The sequence below is a fragment of the Cellulomonas sp. McL0606 genome, from assembly GCF_058248365.1.
In genome coordinates, this window is sequence record NZ_CM177779.1 from 3,524,401 (window position 1) to 3,538,404 (window position 14,004).

At 71.5% G+C, this 14,004-nt stretch carries 16 protein-coding genes; 9 read left to right on the forward strand and 7 right to left on the reverse strand.

Features of this window, described 5'->3' with window-relative positions:
* Positions 1 to 35: 35 nt before the first annotated feature.
* Genes AC38ZX_RS17900 through AC38ZX_RS17920 form a run of 5 tightly spaced genes read right to left on the reverse strand, consistent with a single transcriptional unit; the run spans position 36 to position 4,420 of the window.
* Positions 36 to 200 (reverse strand): hypothetical protein, encoded by a 165-nt coding sequence (locus AC38ZX_RS17900; protein ID WP_426593163.1) that lies wholly within the window; start codon positions 198 to 200, stop codon positions 36 to 38.
* Complete coding sequence (locus AC38ZX_RS17905) at positions 197 to 1,681, reverse strand: glycosyltransferase family 2 protein (protein WP_426593164.1); 1,485 nt, start codon at positions 1,679 to 1,681, stop codon at positions 197 to 199. Before AC38ZX_RS17905 ends, AC38ZX_RS17900 begins: the two co-directional genes overlap by 4 nt.
* A complete protein-coding gene (locus AC38ZX_RS17910; RefSeq protein WP_426593165.1) occupies positions 1,678 to 2,394 on the reverse strand; it encodes a PHP domain-containing protein in 717 nt (238 codons plus the stop codon). Before AC38ZX_RS17910 ends, AC38ZX_RS17905 begins: the two co-directional genes overlap by 4 nt.
* A complete protein-coding gene (locus AC38ZX_RS17915) occupies positions 2,391 to 3,350 on the reverse strand; it encodes an ATP-grasp domain-containing protein (protein WP_491295375.1) in 960 nt (319 codons plus the stop codon). The genes AC38ZX_RS17910 and AC38ZX_RS17915 overlap by 4 nt, the downstream gene beginning before the upstream one ends.
* Positions 3,347 to 4,420, reverse strand: a complete 1,074-nt coding sequence (locus tag AC38ZX_RS17920) for a PIG-L deacetylase family protein (RefSeq protein WP_491295376.1) — start codon at positions 4,418 to 4,420, stop codon at positions 3,347 to 3,349. Before AC38ZX_RS17920 ends, AC38ZX_RS17915 begins: the two co-directional genes overlap by 4 nt.
* 151 nt (positions 4,421 to 4,571) lie before the next feature.
* Here AC38ZX_RS17920 and AC38ZX_RS17925 point away from each other — a divergent pair, with 151 nt between their 5' ends.
* Entirely contained in the window at positions 4,572 to 5,753 is a 1,182-nt protein-coding gene (locus AC38ZX_RS17925; protein WP_491297478.1) for an LLM class flavin-dependent oxidoreductase, read from the forward strand.
* Complete coding sequence (locus tag AC38ZX_RS17930) at positions 5,750 to 6,370, forward strand: CE1759 family FMN reductase (RefSeq protein ID WP_426593168.1); 621 nt, start codon at positions 5,750 to 5,752, stop codon at positions 6,368 to 6,370. The genes AC38ZX_RS17925 and AC38ZX_RS17930 overlap by 4 nt, the downstream gene beginning before the upstream one ends.
* Before the next feature lie 146 nt (positions 6,371 to 6,516).
* Here the strand turns inward: AC38ZX_RS17930 and AC38ZX_RS17935 are convergent, their stop codons facing one another.
* The gene (locus AC38ZX_RS17935) at positions 6,517 to 6,792 is read right to left on the reverse strand and encodes an adhesin (RefSeq protein WP_426593169.1); all 276 of its coding nucleotides are present in this window, start codon (positions 6,790 to 6,792) and stop codon (positions 6,517 to 6,519) included.
* 139 nt (positions 6,793 to 6,931) lie between these two features.
* Here AC38ZX_RS17935 and AC38ZX_RS17940 point away from each other — a divergent pair, with 139 nt between their 5' ends.
* The 7 genes from AC38ZX_RS17940 to AC38ZX_RS17970 all read left to right on the forward strand — a co-directional run bounded on the left by AC38ZX_RS17940 (position 6,932) and on the right by AC38ZX_RS17970 (position 12,791).
* Positions 6,932 to 7,330 carry a PNPOx family protein gene (locus tag AC38ZX_RS17940; protein ID WP_491295377.1) on the forward strand — a complete coding sequence of 133 codons (399 nt, stop codon included), beginning with the start codon at positions 6,932 to 6,934 and terminating at the stop codon, positions 7,328 to 7,330.
* 11 nt (positions 7,331 to 7,341) lie between these two features.
* Positions 7,342 to 7,734 carry an iron chaperone gene (locus AC38ZX_RS17945; RefSeq protein ID WP_491295378.1) on the forward strand — a complete coding sequence of 131 codons (393 nt, stop codon included), beginning with the start codon at positions 7,342 to 7,344 and terminating at the stop codon, positions 7,732 to 7,734.
* A complete protein-coding gene (locus AC38ZX_RS17950; RefSeq protein WP_426593172.1) occupies positions 7,731 to 9,131 on the forward strand; it encodes a threonine/serine exporter family protein in 1,401 nt (466 codons plus the stop codon). The genes AC38ZX_RS17945 and AC38ZX_RS17950 overlap by 4 nt, the downstream gene beginning before the upstream one ends.
* 917 nt (positions 9,132 to 10,048) lie before the next feature.
* Positions 10,049 to 10,906 carry an HNH endonuclease signature motif containing protein gene (locus tag AC38ZX_RS17955; RefSeq protein ID WP_491295379.1) on the forward strand — a complete coding sequence of 286 codons (858 nt, stop codon included), beginning with the start codon at positions 10,049 to 10,051 and terminating at the stop codon, positions 10,904 to 10,906.
* A gap of 35 nt (positions 10,907 to 10,941) precedes the next feature.
* A complete protein-coding gene (locus AC38ZX_RS17960; protein ID WP_491295380.1) occupies positions 10,942 to 11,289 on the forward strand; it encodes an MmcQ/YjbR family DNA-binding protein in 348 nt (115 codons plus the stop codon).
* A 111-nt stretch (positions 11,290 to 11,400) separates the two neighbouring features.
* The gene (locus tag AC38ZX_RS17965) at positions 11,401 to 12,543 is read left to right on the forward strand and encodes an alpha-amylase family glycosyl hydrolase (RefSeq protein WP_491295381.1); all 1,143 of its coding nucleotides are present in this window, start codon (positions 11,401 to 11,403) and stop codon (positions 12,541 to 12,543) included.
* A gap of 83 nt (positions 12,544 to 12,626) precedes the next feature.
* A complete protein-coding gene (locus tag AC38ZX_RS17970) occupies positions 12,627 to 12,791 on the forward strand; it encodes a hypothetical protein (protein ID WP_491295382.1) in 165 nt (54 codons plus the stop codon).
* Between the two features lie 242 nt (positions 12,792 to 13,033).
* Here the strand turns inward: AC38ZX_RS17970 and AC38ZX_RS17975 are convergent, their stop codons facing one another.
* Positions 13,034 to 13,735, reverse strand: coding sequence for a hypothetical protein (locus AC38ZX_RS17975; RefSeq protein WP_491295383.1), 702 nt, complete (start codon positions 13,733 to 13,735; stop codon positions 13,034 to 13,036).
* Positions 13,736 to 14,004 lie beyond the last annotated feature (269 nt).

The window sequence follows — 14,004 nt, forward strand, 5'->3', positions numbered from 1 at the left end:
GTCGTCGGGCTCGTCGTCCACGACGAGCACGCGCGTCATGAGACCGGGCCGTGCAGGAGCAGCGCGACGACCGTGCAGGCCGCCGCCACGAGGCCGGCGACGACCAGCAGCCGGCGTTCGGTGCGCCGGTTCGACCGGATCTCGTCGGTCAGGGCCTCGTCCGTGAGGGTCCCCCAGACCTGCTCGTCCGAGAAGCTCATCCCAGCACCCGTCCCGTCTTCTCGGTCTTGTCCCACACCGCAGCGGCGCCGCGCCACTGCTTGACGTACGCGTCGAGCGTGATCGCGCACAGCACCGGGCCGAAGCCCACAACGTAGAGCAGCGGGACGGCCAGGGGCTTGAGCACCCGCGTGCGTTCGAGCTGTTTGACCACCCAGGCCAGCACCATGGCCAGCACCGACCACGCGTAGAGCGTCAGGGTCCACAGCTCACGGCCCACCGGCGTCATCTCCCAGCCGAACAACGCGGGCAGGCGCACCTCGAGCAGATCGGGGAACCAGGCCGCGACCATCACCACCAGCGCGCCGAGCCCGGGGAACACGATCCCCTGGAACCAGGAGCGCTTCGCCGTCTCCCGGTCGAGCAGCATCGTCATCACCGTGATGAAGACGTAGGCGCAGACCGCCACCCACCAGAGCGCCTGGAACGCGAGCGTCGCGGTGACCTCGGCGACGAAGTAGAGGCCGACCAGCCCGACGGCGGCCAGGATCATCGCCACGGGCAGCAGGTAGATGGCGAACCAGATGACGCCGAAGTCGAACCGCCCCAGGCTGTGTGCGCGACGCGGCCGGAACCAGACCTTGCGGAACGTGCGGGTGATCTGCACGTTGCCGCGCGCCCAGCGCACCCGCTGCTTCCAGAGGGCCGTGACCGAGTCCGGCTCCTCCGCGAGCACGACCGCCGCAGGTTCAAAGACGACACGACGACCACCGAGCTGCGTGAGGAACGTGGTGTACGTGTCCTCGGCCAGGGTGCTGGTGTCCACCTCCCCGCCGACCGCCTCCAGGTTGGCGCGCGAGTGCAGCTGCGCTCCCCCGGCCAGGCACGCCATGGCGCCGATGACGTTCTGCGCGCGGCGGGCGGCCGCCTGGGCGGTCACGTACTCGTACCCGATGAACCGCGCCACGCTGCCGGGCCTGGCGCTGCCCTCGCGGATGAACGCGGTCACCGCCCCGACCCGTTCGTCGGCGAGGTGGCGGGTCATCCGTCGCAAGGAGTCGGGACGGTAGATGACGTCGGCGTCCATGATGAGCAGCGCCTGCATCCAGTCGTCGGCCAGCGCGGCGCGGATGCCGTGGTTCAGCGTGTGGGCCTTGCCCTGACCGCCCTGCTCGCGGCGCAGGTGCACGATCCGGTCGTCGTACTGGGCGGCCTTGGCGCGCACGACGTCGGGGGTGTCGTCAGTGCTCGCGTCGTCGACGACGAACACCCGCAGCCGGTCGGGCGGGTACGCCAGGCGCATCAGGCGGTCGAGCGACGCCCCCAGGACGGCGCCCTCGTTCCAGGCCGGGACGATGACGACGACCCGCGGCAGGTGCGGCGCGGCGCGCGCCAGGTGGTTGCGGAAAGCGTGCACCGGCACCAGCAGGTACTGGTAGAGGCCCGCGAGCACGGGGATGGCGCCGATGCCGACGAAGGCCGCCAGAACGGCGACGAGGACGTCGCGCCACGGGATGCTCACGTCGTGCGCACCCAGTCGTACGCGCCGACCTCCGCATCCGTGTGCGCGTCCGTCGACGCGACCAGCAGCACGCCCGCCGCGCGCCACCGAGCGGTGATGCGCGTACCCGGGCACTGCCACTTCTCGTTGACCTCGACCAGCGTGCCGGTGGCGATGGTGACGTCGGCGAGGACGTCGAGCAGCTGGTCGGGCACATCGTCCTCGCTGATGCCCACCTTGGGCAGCACCGAGAACGGGTGCGCGAGCTGTGCGGGGCCGACCTGCTGGATCGCCCGGATCGTCGCCGTGACCAGCATCTCGATGACATCGGCGGGGTCGAGACCGTCGACGATCCGTTCGAGGGTGGCCCGGGGGCTCCACGGTCCGTCGGGCCCCGGCACCTGGTGGTCCGCAAGCAAGATGCGGTCCGGCCCACCCGGGTCGCCGACCGACGCGAGAACGTCGGCCGGCGCGTCGACCGTTCCGCCCGCGTCGAGGATCTTGGCCTCGACACCGGTGATCACCGTGAGGCCCTCGATCCGCGGGAGGGCCCGGACGGCGGCCAGGAACTCGGGCACGTAGGTGGTGTCCCGGCGCACATGGTCGACCATCCGGACCACCCGCAGGCCGGCGCGGTCCGCCGCCGCGAGGTTCTCCTGCGGCGTGCTGACCGCGTCGTCGGAGAACGTCGAGTGGACGTGGTGGTCCTCGTCGGGGGACGGCAATCGCCTCATCGGGGCTTCAGCACCTGGTCGACCGGCAGGAACACGTCCTCCAGGTAGCGCACGTTCGCGATCTCCTGGAAGCCGACGTATGCCGGGACCGGGCGGCCCAGGACCGCGTCGAGCGTCAGGGACGGCATGTCGACGCCTGCGGCGATCGTCAGCGGCATGGCACCCGGGAACCGCGGGTTGACCTCGAGCAGCGCGGGAACGCCCGCGGCGTCGTACTTGAGCTGGACGTTGGCCACCGTCGTCAGCCCGACCGCCCGCGCGACCGCGGAGGCCGTCTCGATCAGGGCGTCGTCGTGCACGGTGACACCCGCGACGGCGACGCCGGAGTCCACCCGCAGGCGGGCGCGCGGGACCGCCGCGATCACCGACCCGTCCAGCCCGGCGAGGACGTCCACCGAGAACTCGTCGCCGGGCAGCATCTCCTGGACGATCAGGTCCTCTTCGTCGTGCACCGCGTCCAGCTGCGCCTGGTCGGACACCACACGCACGCCCCGCGAGCCGGCGCCTCGTCGCGGCTTGACGATCACCGGGAAGTCCCAGCCGCTGGTCGCCTGGACCGTGCCGAGCAGCTCCGTGCGCGGCACCCGCACGGTCCGCTCGCACGCCCGCGCGAGCGCGAGCTTGTCCAGGCAGGTCTCCAGCGTCGCCAGTGCGGGCGAGGCGAGGATCGCGCCGCCGAGCTCGTCTCGGACGGCGGCGAGCCGCGGGAGCTCGACGTCGACGGTCGGGAAGAGCACGTCGATGTGGTCCTCGACGCACACCTGCCGCACGACGTCGACGAAGTCCGGAGCCTTCCCCGCGGGCACCAGGCGTCGGTACGGCGCGTCCACCAGGTAGAGCGCGCTCGCCCAGCGGTCCATGTCCGCCGCGAACACCTCGACGTCGCCACGTCGCAGCAGCGACCGGATCACCGCGACGCCCGCCGGGCCGCCCGCACCCGTCACCAGGACCCTCACGCCGTCTCCCCTCCGTGCTCGTCTGCCATCGCCTCGGACGCCGCGACCAGGCCCGCGGTCCCCCGGAGCATCGCGGCCGCGCGGATCGTCTCGAGGGGCTCCGCGAACGATCCCGTGCCGAACCGTGACCAGTACCGCGCGGTCGCCCGCACGAGCTCGGGGTCCATGTAGTCGCGGTGCGTCTGCGAGGCGAACGCCTCGAGCATCCGCAGCTTCGTCTCGATGTACCCGTCGACCGGCACGAACCGGGTGGGCCGGAAGTCGATCGTGGAGGACGGGCTCTGGAAGCACGCGAGCGACGGGACCCGGCGGGCCGCCACCTCGACGGCCTGCCGCACCGCGCGGTGGTCCTGGTGCCGGTCGTGCCCGCTGTGCGTGTAGACGATGGTCGGCTGCACCTCGCGGATCGTCTCCTCGATCGTGGTGATGAGCCCGTCAGCCGGGTCGAGACGGGTGTCCTCGAAGTCGTGCAGGTAGAGGCGCGCGCCGATGATGGCGGCGGACGCGAGCGCCTCGTGCCGCCTGGCCTGGACGTCGCCACCGACGGAGCCGCTCGACAGGGTGAGGATCACGACGGTGTCCCCCGCGGCGCGGTGCGAGGCGAGCGTCGCGCCGATGCCGATCTCGACGTCGTCCGGGTGCGCACCGACCGCGAGCACCACGTCGTGCGGGTCCTGCGCGGCACGGCGCTGACGACCCAGGGCGGCGAGCGCGGTGATCCGTTCGAGCAGCGTGGCGGCGGCGACGGGCTTGACCAGGAACTCGTCGGCGTCACGCCGCAGGGCGTCGACCGCGTAGTCCACGCTCGCGAACGCGGTCATCACCGCGACCGGCGTGCCCGCGGCGCGCGAGCGCAGCTCGTCGAGAGCTTCCAGACCGCTCATGCCCGGCATCTGGATGTCGGTGAGCACCACGTCGAACTGGGCCCGGGCGACCTCTGCGAGAGCCGACATGGGCTCGTGGACGACAGTGACGGCCATCCCCCCGCGTCGTTCGAGCACCGTGCGCACGTACTGCGCTGTGTCCGCGTCGTCCTCGACGACGAGGACCCTGATCTGGTCGTCTGCCACGCTGTACTGCCTTCCGTCACCGGCTGGTGATTCCCCACGCTATAGGTACGTCCGGACGGCCACCGGGCGGGGAATAGCCGCGGCGGGTCACTAGTTGAAGCGGCAAGTACATGCAAACGCATGAACCTTTGATCGATCTGTGAGGCGTGAGATGCAGTTCGGGATCTTCACCGTCGGCGATGTCACCACCGATCCGACGACCGGCCGGACGCCGGACGACACGGAGCGCGTGCGCAACATGCTCACCATCGCCCAGCACGCGGACGCCGCGGGCCTGGACGTCTTCGCGACGGGCGAGCACCACAACCCGCCGTTCGTCCCGTCGTCGCCCACGACGATGCTCGGCTACCTGGCCGGCACGACGACGAACATCATCCTGTCCACCGCGACCACGCTGATCACCACCAACGACCCCGTCCGGCTGGCCGAGGAGTACGCGATGCTCCAGGTGATCTCCGACGGCCGCATGGACCTCATGATGGGCCGCGGCAACACCGGCCCCGTGTACCCGTGGTTCGGTCAGGACATCCGCCAGGGCATCCCGCTGGCCATCGAGCACTACGCGCTGCTGCGTCGCCTCTGGGAGGAGGACGTCGTGGACTGGCAGGGCAAGTTCCGCACACCGTTGCAGGGCTTCACCTCGACCCCGCGGCCGCTCGACGGCGTCCCGCCCTTCGTCTGGCACGGCTCGATCCGGTCCCCCGAGATCGCCGAGCAGGCCGCCTACTACGGTGACGGGTTCTTCCACAACGCGATCTTCTGGCCGATCGAGCACGCCGCCCAGATGGTCAGCTACTACCGGCAGCGCTTCGAGCACTACGGGCACGGGCAGGCCGACCAGGCGATCGTCGGGCTGGGCGGTCAGGTGTTCATGGCGAAGAACTCGCAGGACGCCGTCCGCGCCTTCCGGCCCTACTTCGACAACGCACCCGTCTACGGGCACGGACCGTCGCTGGAGGACTTCGTCCGCGACACCCCGCTGACCGTGGGCAGCCCGCAGGAGGTCATCGACAGGTACGGGAAGTTCCGCGAGAAGGTCGGCCACTACCAGCGCCAGATGTTCCTCATGGACCACGCCGGCCTCCCGCTGAAGACGGTGCTGGAGCAGATCGACATCCTGGCCACGGAGGTGGTCCCCGTCCTGCGCGCCGAGGCCGAGTCCGCCCGTCCCGAGCACGTGCCGGCGAACCCGCCGTCGCACGCCGCCCGGGTGGCCGCGGCGAAGGCGGCGGGTACGGTGCACGAGCAGGTAGTTGCCGAAGACACCTTTACCGGTCTCCGGGCCGAGGACTCCCTCTCTTCTTCAAGTTCTTCAGGAAAGGACGTGCGATGAGCGACCGCTCGATCGTCGTCATCTCGGCGGGGCTGTCCCAGCCCTCGTCGTCGCGTCTGCTGGCCGACCGGCTCGCCGACGCCACCGTCACCGAGCTCGCCGCGCGCGGCATCACCGCGCACGTCGAGACGGTGGAGCTCCGCGACCTCGCCCACGAGGTGGTCAACATGACCCTCACGGGCTTCGCGTCCGGCCCGCTCGCGTCCGTCATCGAGAAGGTCACGGCCGCCGACGGCGTCATCGCCGTCACGCCGATCTTCTCCGCCTCGTACTCCGGCCTGTTCAAGTCGTTCGTCGACATCCTCGACAAGGACGCCCTCGTCGGACGGCCCGTGCTCGTCGGGGCGACCGGCGGCACCGGACGGCACTCGCTCGCGCTCGAGTACGCGCTGCGGCCGCTGTTCGCCTACCTGCGGGCCGACGTCGCCGGCACGGCCGTGTTCGCGGCCACCGACGACTGGGCCGACGGGGGTGGCGACGACGTCAACCCGCTGCCGGCCCGGATCCGGCGCGCCGGCCGCGAGCTGGCCGAGATGGTGGCCGACCGTGAGCCGTCCGCACCGGTCGGGCTGTACGACGCCGTGCCGTCGTTCGACCAGCTGCTCGGCGGCTCCTGACAGATCGCGTTCCTGACAGATCGCGCAACGAGGGCGGGGAGCCGGGTGGCTCCCCGCCCTCGCTGTTTGCGTGCCCGTGCACCCGGGCCGGTCGTGCCCCGGCCGTGCACAGGCGATTCGGGGTCTGCGCTCGCCTCTGCGTGCGACTACTGCGGTGCGAGCGTGAATGCCGTGCCGGTCGCGACCGGCTCGACGTCGAGGCGCTGGTCGGTCAGCGTGACGGACGCCTCCGGGTCGACGTAGACGCGACTCGTCCCGTCCGTCACCACATCATCGCCCGGGAACGGCTCGGGCACGAGCGCCAGCTCGAACCCGCCGGCCTCCTGCTGGGCGATGCGCAGACCGCCCGTGTCGTCGGGAAGCCCGGCGTTGGTGGTGAGGGTCTGGACCGCCGTGCGTGCGCTGTCGGTGAGGGTGAGCACGTGGCTCTCCTTCCGTCGTCCGTTGAGGGGCACCCCACCGTGCTCACGGCGACGCGACATCGGCAACTCGGGCCCGCTGGGCAAGACCGCGGGTGTCCAACGGTCGCGGGCGGCCGCGATCGGCCCTAACCTCCGCACCATGCCGCTCCCGCTGTGGATCACGCGCGTGAACCGGCGGGTGGCCAACCCGCTCCTCGGGCTGCTCTCCGACGACCTGCCCCCGCTCGCGACGCTGCACCACGAGGGCCGGTCGACCGGCCGGCGGTTCCACACGCCCGTGATGGCGTTCCCGGCGGGTCCGCGCATCACGATCGCGTTGACGTACGGGCCGCGCGTGCAGTGGCTGCAGAACATCGAGGCGGGCCGACCGGCTCGGCTGGTCCGGCGTCGTCGGGTGCTCGTCCTGTCCGACCCGGTGCGGCTGCACGGCTCGGAAGGTGCGCGCCTGGTGCCCGCGTGGACGCGTCTCGCCCTGCGCCTGCTCGGCACGGACGAGTTCGTGTCGTTGCGCGCCCACGATCCGTACGATCGGCCGTAGGAGGTGGCGAGATGCCGCGTGAGGGCTATCCGGCCGCGACCGTCGACGAGTACCTCGCTGCCGTTCCGGCAGACCAGGGCGCGGCGCTGCGGGTGGTCCGGGACCGGTTGGTGGACGTCGTTCCCGACGCGGGCCAGATCATCTCCTACCGGGTGCCGACCATCACCTACCGCGGGACCGGGCTCGTCGCGCTCTCCGTCGCGAAGGCGCACTGCAGCCTGCACCTGATGAGCCCACCCCTCGCACGGTCGCTCGCCGGTTCGCTGCCCGAGGGTCGACTGTCGGGGGCGACCCTGCAGTTCGGCGCGGATTCGCCGCTGAGCGAGGAGACGGTCCGCCGGATCGCGGGTCTGCGCATGGCCGAGGTCGACGCGCGTCTCGACGCGCACCCCGGTACGCGATGACAGCGCTGCCGCCGTCGTCCTCGCCCCCGCACTCCTCCCCGCTGCGCACCGCGTCCGCGTCCCACGGCGTCCACCTGGGCGGCCGGCTGCGGCGGGCGATCCGGGCGCTGACCGAACCACCGCCCCCCGGGGTCATCGAGGAGCCCGGCGAGCTGCCGACCGTGCCCGCCGACCTGGTGCCGCTCCTGCGCGAGCTGGGGGCGGCGCTCCTCTCGTCGGGACAGTCCGTCATGGACACCGAGCAGCAGATCGGGGACATCGCGCAGGCGTACGGCGCGGACCAGGTCCGCACGCTCGTGCTGCCGACGGGTGTGTTCATCCACGTCGAGACCGCCGAGGGCCCCGAGAGCGACTTCACGGGTCCCGACACCGAGACCACGCTTCCGCTGCACCAGATCGGCGCCGTCGACCGGTTGGTCCGCGACCTGTCCACCGGCACCGCGGACCTCGCGGAGTCGCGCGTGCGGCTGCGCCAGATCCTCGCGATGCCGCCGTTGTACGGGCCGCTCGCCGTCGTGCTCGGGCACGCGCTGCTCACCGTCGGGTTCGGGCTGATCCTCTACCCGGCGGTCGACGCGCTGCCCGCCTACGTCGTCATGGGCGCGCTCGTCGGGCTCCTGCGGCTGCTCGCCGACCGGTGGCCGACGCTCTCGACGGCCCTGCCCGTCGTCGCCGCGTTCCTGGTCAGCCTCGCAACGATCACCGTCGTTGCCCCCGCCCTGGACACCGACCCGATCCGGCTTCTCGCGCCGCCGCTGGTCAGCTTCCTGCCCGGCGCCGTGCTGACCGTCGCGGCGATGGAGCTGACCAGCAACCAGGTGATCGCGGGGGCGTCGCGGCTGGTCTACGGGATCGCGCAGCTGCTGCTGCTCGCGTTCGGGGTGGTCGCCGCGGTCACCGTCGCCGGACCGTTCTCCACCACCAGCACCTCCCCGCTGCTCGGGTCGTGGGCCGCGTGGGTCGGCGTGCTGTTCGTCGCCGTCGGGCACCGGTACTTCTCGTCGCCGCCCCGCGGGTCGTTCTGGTGGCTCCTGCTCGCCCTGTACGCCGCCTTCGCCGCGCAGACCGTCGGTCTCGTCCTGCTCTCGCCCCAGCTGTCGGGGTTCGTCGGCGGGCTCGTGCTGGTGCCCGTCTCGCAGGCCATCGCCCGGGCCCGCACCGGCCCGCCCGCGATCGTCACCATGCTGCCCGCCTTCTGGCTCCTGCTCCCCGGCGCGCTCGGGTTCCGGGGCGTCTCCGAGCTGGCGACGGGTGTCGAGGCCGGCGCGACCGACGTGATCGACACCGTCCTGGCGCTGTTCTCCATCGCGCTCGGTGTCATCGTCGGCACGGCCTTGACCCGCGACGCCCGCCGCGTGGGTCGCGCGATGGTTCGTGCGGTGACGCCGACGCCCTGACCGGCTTCGCTCAGACCATGCCTCGTCGGTTCCCGACGATCCCCGACGACACGGTCGTCCCCGCCCACTTCGCCGTGTCCGTGCACCCCTCGGCGCAGTGCATGCCGCAGGCCGGGCACACCCAGAGGGTGTGATGACGGTCGACCGTGCAGCCGCACGTCACGAACCGTTCCGACGGCCGGCCCGGTCCGCTCGTCGTCCACCGGTGCCCGGCGGGGCAGCCCGCGGGCGGGACGCGCACCCAGCCCCGTGGCGTGCGTTGCCACTTCGACCAGTCGATCTCCCGGACCATCACCGCGCTCAGCCCGTTCTTCGTCGTCCGCGCCGGTTGTCCACAGGTGGGTGCTGTGCCGTCGCGGTGTCAGTGGTCGATCGTACACTTGTTCGAACGGATCGATCCGGCGGACGAGGAGGGGTGGCGACGATGGACGACGAGAACGCCACGACTGCGCCGTCCTCGATGCGTGACCTGCCGGAGTTCCCGGTGCCGGCTGCCTCGATCCGGGACCTGGCGTCCCTGTTGGACGGGGTGGAGCTGGCGGACCTGTCCGTGGGTGGGGTGTTGTCGGTGGTGGAGGGGTTCGAGCAGCTGCTGCGCGCGGTGCAGGCCGCCCAGGCGGTCGCGATCCGCGAGCTGGAGGTCCGGCGCCCGTCCCACCCGTCCCCGGTGCCGGACCTGCTCGCGTGCGCCCTGGTCACCACCCGTCGGGCCGCGGAGCTGTTGATGGCGCGTGCCTCGTTGGCGTGCCGGTATCCCGCGGTGCACGACGCCTGGGCCGCCGGGGTGCTGGATGCCCGCAAGGTCGACGTCCTGATGGGTGAGGTGATGGTCGCCGACCCGTCCGGGCGGGACACGGCAATCGCGGTCGGGGTGGGCGCGGCGGCGCGGATGACGGGCCCGCGAGCTGGCCCGGCACGTGCGCGCCCTGGTCATCGCAGGCGACCCGGCAGCCGCCGAGAGGCGCCGGGAGGCGGCCCGCCAGGACCGGGCGGTGTCCCTGAGCCCGTCGGTGGACGGGATGGCGTGGTTGTCCGCGTACCTGCCCGCCCCCGACGCGGTCCTGGCGTTCACGGTCCTCGACGCCCTCGCCGGCACCACCCGGATCCCCGGGGACCAGCGCAGCGTGGACCAGCGTCGCGCGGACGCGTTCAGTGACGTGTTCACCTCGATCGTGACCACCGGGACCACCCCGAGCGGGACGGGCGTGCCGCGCCGGCACGGGCAGCCCGTCAGTGTCGGGGTCACCGTGGCCGCCACCACCCTGGCCGGCCTGGACAACAACCCCGGGTTCCTGGACTCCTTCGGGCCGATCACCGCGGGGATGGCCCGTGAGCTCGCCCAGGACGGCACCTGGCGGAGGTTGTTGACCGACCCCGCGACAGGGCTGGTCTGTGAGGCCGGGACGATCCGCTACCGGCCCGGCACCGACCTGACCCGCACCATCATCGCCCGCGACGTGACCTGCACCTTCCCCGGCTGCCGACAACCCGCCACCCGCAGCGACGTCGACCACATCGTGCCCTTCGACCCGAAGAAACCGGCCGCGGACCAGACCCACCCCGACAACCTGCACGCCCTGTGCCGGCATCACCACAACGCCAAGACCAAGAAACACTGGCAGGTCCACCGCAACGCCCACACAGGGGTCACCACCTGGACCTCCGCCGACGGCATCACCTTCACCCGCGACCCCACCCCAGTCCTCGTCGACCTCCACGCGCTGACCCACCACCCACACACCACCGTCAACGGCAACGACGAACCACCGTTCTGACGTCTTGTGTCGGTGGATGGCGATTGGATGGCGGGATGGACGAGGGCGATGCACGCAGGGCGGCCCTGGCTCTGCCGGAGGTCACCGAGCGCTCGAGCCGGGGTCAGCCGGCGTGGTTCCACCGGAACATGGTCGCGAGGATGTGGGACGACGAGCGGCTGACGGTTCGGGTCGAGGACGACGGTGAGCGGCTCGCGCTCGTCGAGCAAGCCGAGCTGTACTCGACGACCGACCACCATGCGGGGACGAACCTGGTCCTGATCACGCTCGCGACGGTCGACGCGCCCACGCTCGGAGCCCACCTGGCGGAGTCGTGGTGGTGGGCCGCCCCTCCCGTGCTCCGCAAGAGGTACCCGCGCCTCGGCCCGCCGGAACCCGCCTGAGGTCAGACGCGATCCGCTGACCGGTCACGGCTGCAGGCCCACGACGAGCAACTCGACGAGTGGTGCCGGCTCCACGGTCCGGATGTGGGCGTGCCGCCATAGGTTGGAACGGTGAGCGATACCGAACACGCGTCGGATGCCGCGTCGGACAGTCCGGGCGGGCAGCCGGCCGCACCCTCGGTGACGAACGAGCCCGGTTGGGTGCGGCACGCCATCTGGTGGCACGCGTACCCGCTCGGGTTCGTGGGTGCGTATCCGGCGACGGTCGCCGGCACGCCGCCGACACCCGACGAGCACCGGTTGCTGCGCATGGTGGGCTGGTTCGACCACGTCATCGCGACGGGGGCGTCGGGGATCGCGCTCGGTCCGGTGTTCGCGTCGGAGTCGCACGGCTACGACACGATCGACCACCTGCAGATCGACCCGCGGCTGGGCACCGACGACGACTTCGACGAGCTCGTCGCGCAGGCGCATCGGCGGGGACTTCGGGTGCTGCTGGACGGGGTGTTCGACCATGTCGGCCGCAGCTCGCAGATCGCGCGCCGGTCGGTCGAGGCTGCTCAGGGCCGTTCGCAGGACGAGGTGTGGTTGAGACGCGCGGAGGGAGGCGGCCCGACCGACTTCGTCGGTTTCGAGGGCCACGACGCGCTCGTGACGCTGGACCACGAGCACCCGTCCGTCGTCGACTACGTGGCACGCGTGATGAACCACTGGCTCGACCGCGGCGCAGACGGTTGGCGCCTCGACGCGGCCTACGCGGTGCCCACGACCTTCTGGGCACAGGTGCTGCCGCGCGTGCGCGCCGAGCACCCGGACGCGTGGATCGTCGCGGAGGTCATCCATGGCGACTACGCCGGGTTCGTCACCGCGTCGGGGGTCGACTCCCTCACGCAGTACGAGCTGTGGAAGGCGATCTGGAGCTCGATCGAGGATGCCAACCTCTGGGAGCTGGCCTGGTCGCTCACGCGTCACGACGAGTTCCTCGAGACGTTCGTGCCCCTGACCTTCGTCGGCAACCACGACGTGACGCGCATCGCGAGCACGATCACCGATCCGCGCCACCTCGCCCACGCGCTCGTCGTCCTGTTCACCGTGGGCGGGACGCCGTCGGTCTACGCGGGCGACGACTCGGCTACACCGGGGTCAAGGAGGAGCGCGCCGGGGGCGATGACGCCATCCGGCCGGAGTTCGGGGATCCGGGCAGCGCGCCCGACGAGCGCGGAGCGCGGATCCTGCGGCTGCACCAGGACCTGATCGGTCTCCGTCGCAGGCACCCCTGGCTGCACCGGGCACGCACGACGCAGGTCGAGCTGACGAACACGCGGTTCGTCTACGAGGTGCGGTCCGCCGACGGGGACGAGGGCACCGACCACGCGATCGTGGTCGCGCTGAACCTCGGCGACGACGGGTTCGCGGTGCCGGCCGGCGAGGTGCTCCTGGCGAGCGGCGGTGCCGGTGCCGGCGAGGTCGAGCCGCACGGCTGGACGATCGTGACGCGGTAGCTCCTCGGGGCACCGGCCCGCACGGGGGGCCGACCGGCGGAGAACGACGACTGCCGCGTGGAGTGAGTGGGTGGCGCACCGGCTCTCCCGATGTCGGTGCGCCACCCGATTCAGGGACGGACCCAGCGCGTGTCGGGGCCGGATCACACCCCGACCGGTGGCGAGCGATGCGGACCCGCCACCGGTGGCTGGGGGGATGAGGTGACGGCGGCCGAGGGGCGCCGCCGTCACCCCACCCGGGATCACCAGGCCGAGGGAGCCGGCGGCACGACGACCGCGGGACGGTCGTCACAGGTGATGGTGTTGGGCAGCTCCCACGGCGCGAACCACGGGCCGGTCGTGCCGCCGCCGTCGTTGCCACCGAGGTCGACGGAGGACCACTCGGACCCCGTCGGCGGGAAGTTGAACGAGCCGCAGTTGTTGATGCCGACGGCACCGACGTTGCGGGCGTCCACGTTCTGGAAGGTCGCCGAACCCGCCACGCGTGCACTGAGCACGGAGGTGCCGGTCCCGTCGACGTGGATGTCCTGGAAGTGGACGTTGGTGATCTTGTACAGGTCCTTCACGGGCCAGTCGGCCACCAGCATGATCGCGTTGTAGGTGTTGTCGAGGAAGTTGTCGCCGACCACCTCGATGTCCGCGTCGATGTTCTTCTCCAGCGCGTAGAACCAGATGGCGCCGAGACCGATGTTCCAGTTCAGCTCGAAGGTGCCGGACCGGACCGTCGTGTTGTTGGTGATCCACAGGTGACCGGTGAAGGCCTCCGACCCGAACCGCGAACCCACCTGGAGGGCCGAGCCCTCGCGCAGCGGGTCGGCGATCAGGTTGTTGGACACCGTGTTGTCGGTGCCGCCGTAGATGGCGATCCCGTTGGCGAGCGTCGGCGTCTGGACCGTGTCGTGATCGAAGGTGTTGCCCGTGTTGCCGGTGTGCTCGGACCACATGGCCAGGCCGTCGTCGCCGGTGTTCCGGACGAAGGTGTTCCGGACACCGGGCTGGTGACGCCGGTGTGGAAGTTCACGCCGTCGGCGATCTGGTCGACGATCATCGAGTTGCTGATCTGCACGTTGTTCATCGGCCCGTCGAGCCAGATGCCGACCTTGGTGTGCTCGATGTACAGGCCGTCGATCGTCGAGTCGCTCAGCGCGCCGCCGATGCCGTTGACCTGGTCGGTGTCGATGCGCTCACGCACGTCGCCCTGGATGGTGAACCC

Excerpts from the sequence above, each read along its gene's own strand:
- AC38ZX_RS17910 (WP_426593165.1), bottom strand. The coding sequence starts at position 2,394 with ATGAGGCGATTGCCGTCCCCCGACGAGGACCACCACGTCCACTCGACG.
- AC38ZX_RS17900 (WP_426593163.1), bottom strand. The coding sequence starts at position 200 with ATGAGCTTCTCGGACGAGCAGGTCTGGGGGACCCTCACGGACGAGGCC.
- AC38ZX_RS17945 (WP_491295378.1), top strand. The coding sequence starts at position 7,342 with ATGCCGCGTGAGGGCTATCCGGCCGCGACCGTCGACGAGTACCTCGCT.
- AC38ZX_RS17960 (WP_491295380.1), top strand. The coding sequence starts at position 10,942 with ATGGACGAGGGCGATGCACGCAGGGCGGCCCTGGCTCTGCCGGAGGTC.
- AC38ZX_RS17925 (WP_491297478.1), top strand. The coding sequence starts at position 4,572 with ATGCAGTTCGGGATCTTCACCGTCGGCGATGTCACCACCGATCCGACG.
- AC38ZX_RS17940 (WP_491295377.1), top strand. The coding sequence starts at position 6,932 with ATGCCGCTCCCGCTGTGGATCACGCGCGTGAACCGGCGGGTGGCCAAC.
- AC38ZX_RS17950 (WP_426593172.1), top strand. The coding sequence starts at position 7,731 with ATGACAGCGCTGCCGCCGTCGTCCTCGCCCCCGCACTCCTCCCCGCTG.
- AC38ZX_RS17930 (WP_426593168.1), top strand. The coding sequence starts at position 5,750 with ATGAGCGACCGCTCGATCGTCGTCATCTCGGCGGGGCTGTCCCAGCCC.
- AC38ZX_RS17975 (WP_491295383.1), bottom strand. The coding sequence starts at position 13,735 with ATGTGGTCCGAGCACACCGGCAACACGGGCAACACCTTCGATCACGAC.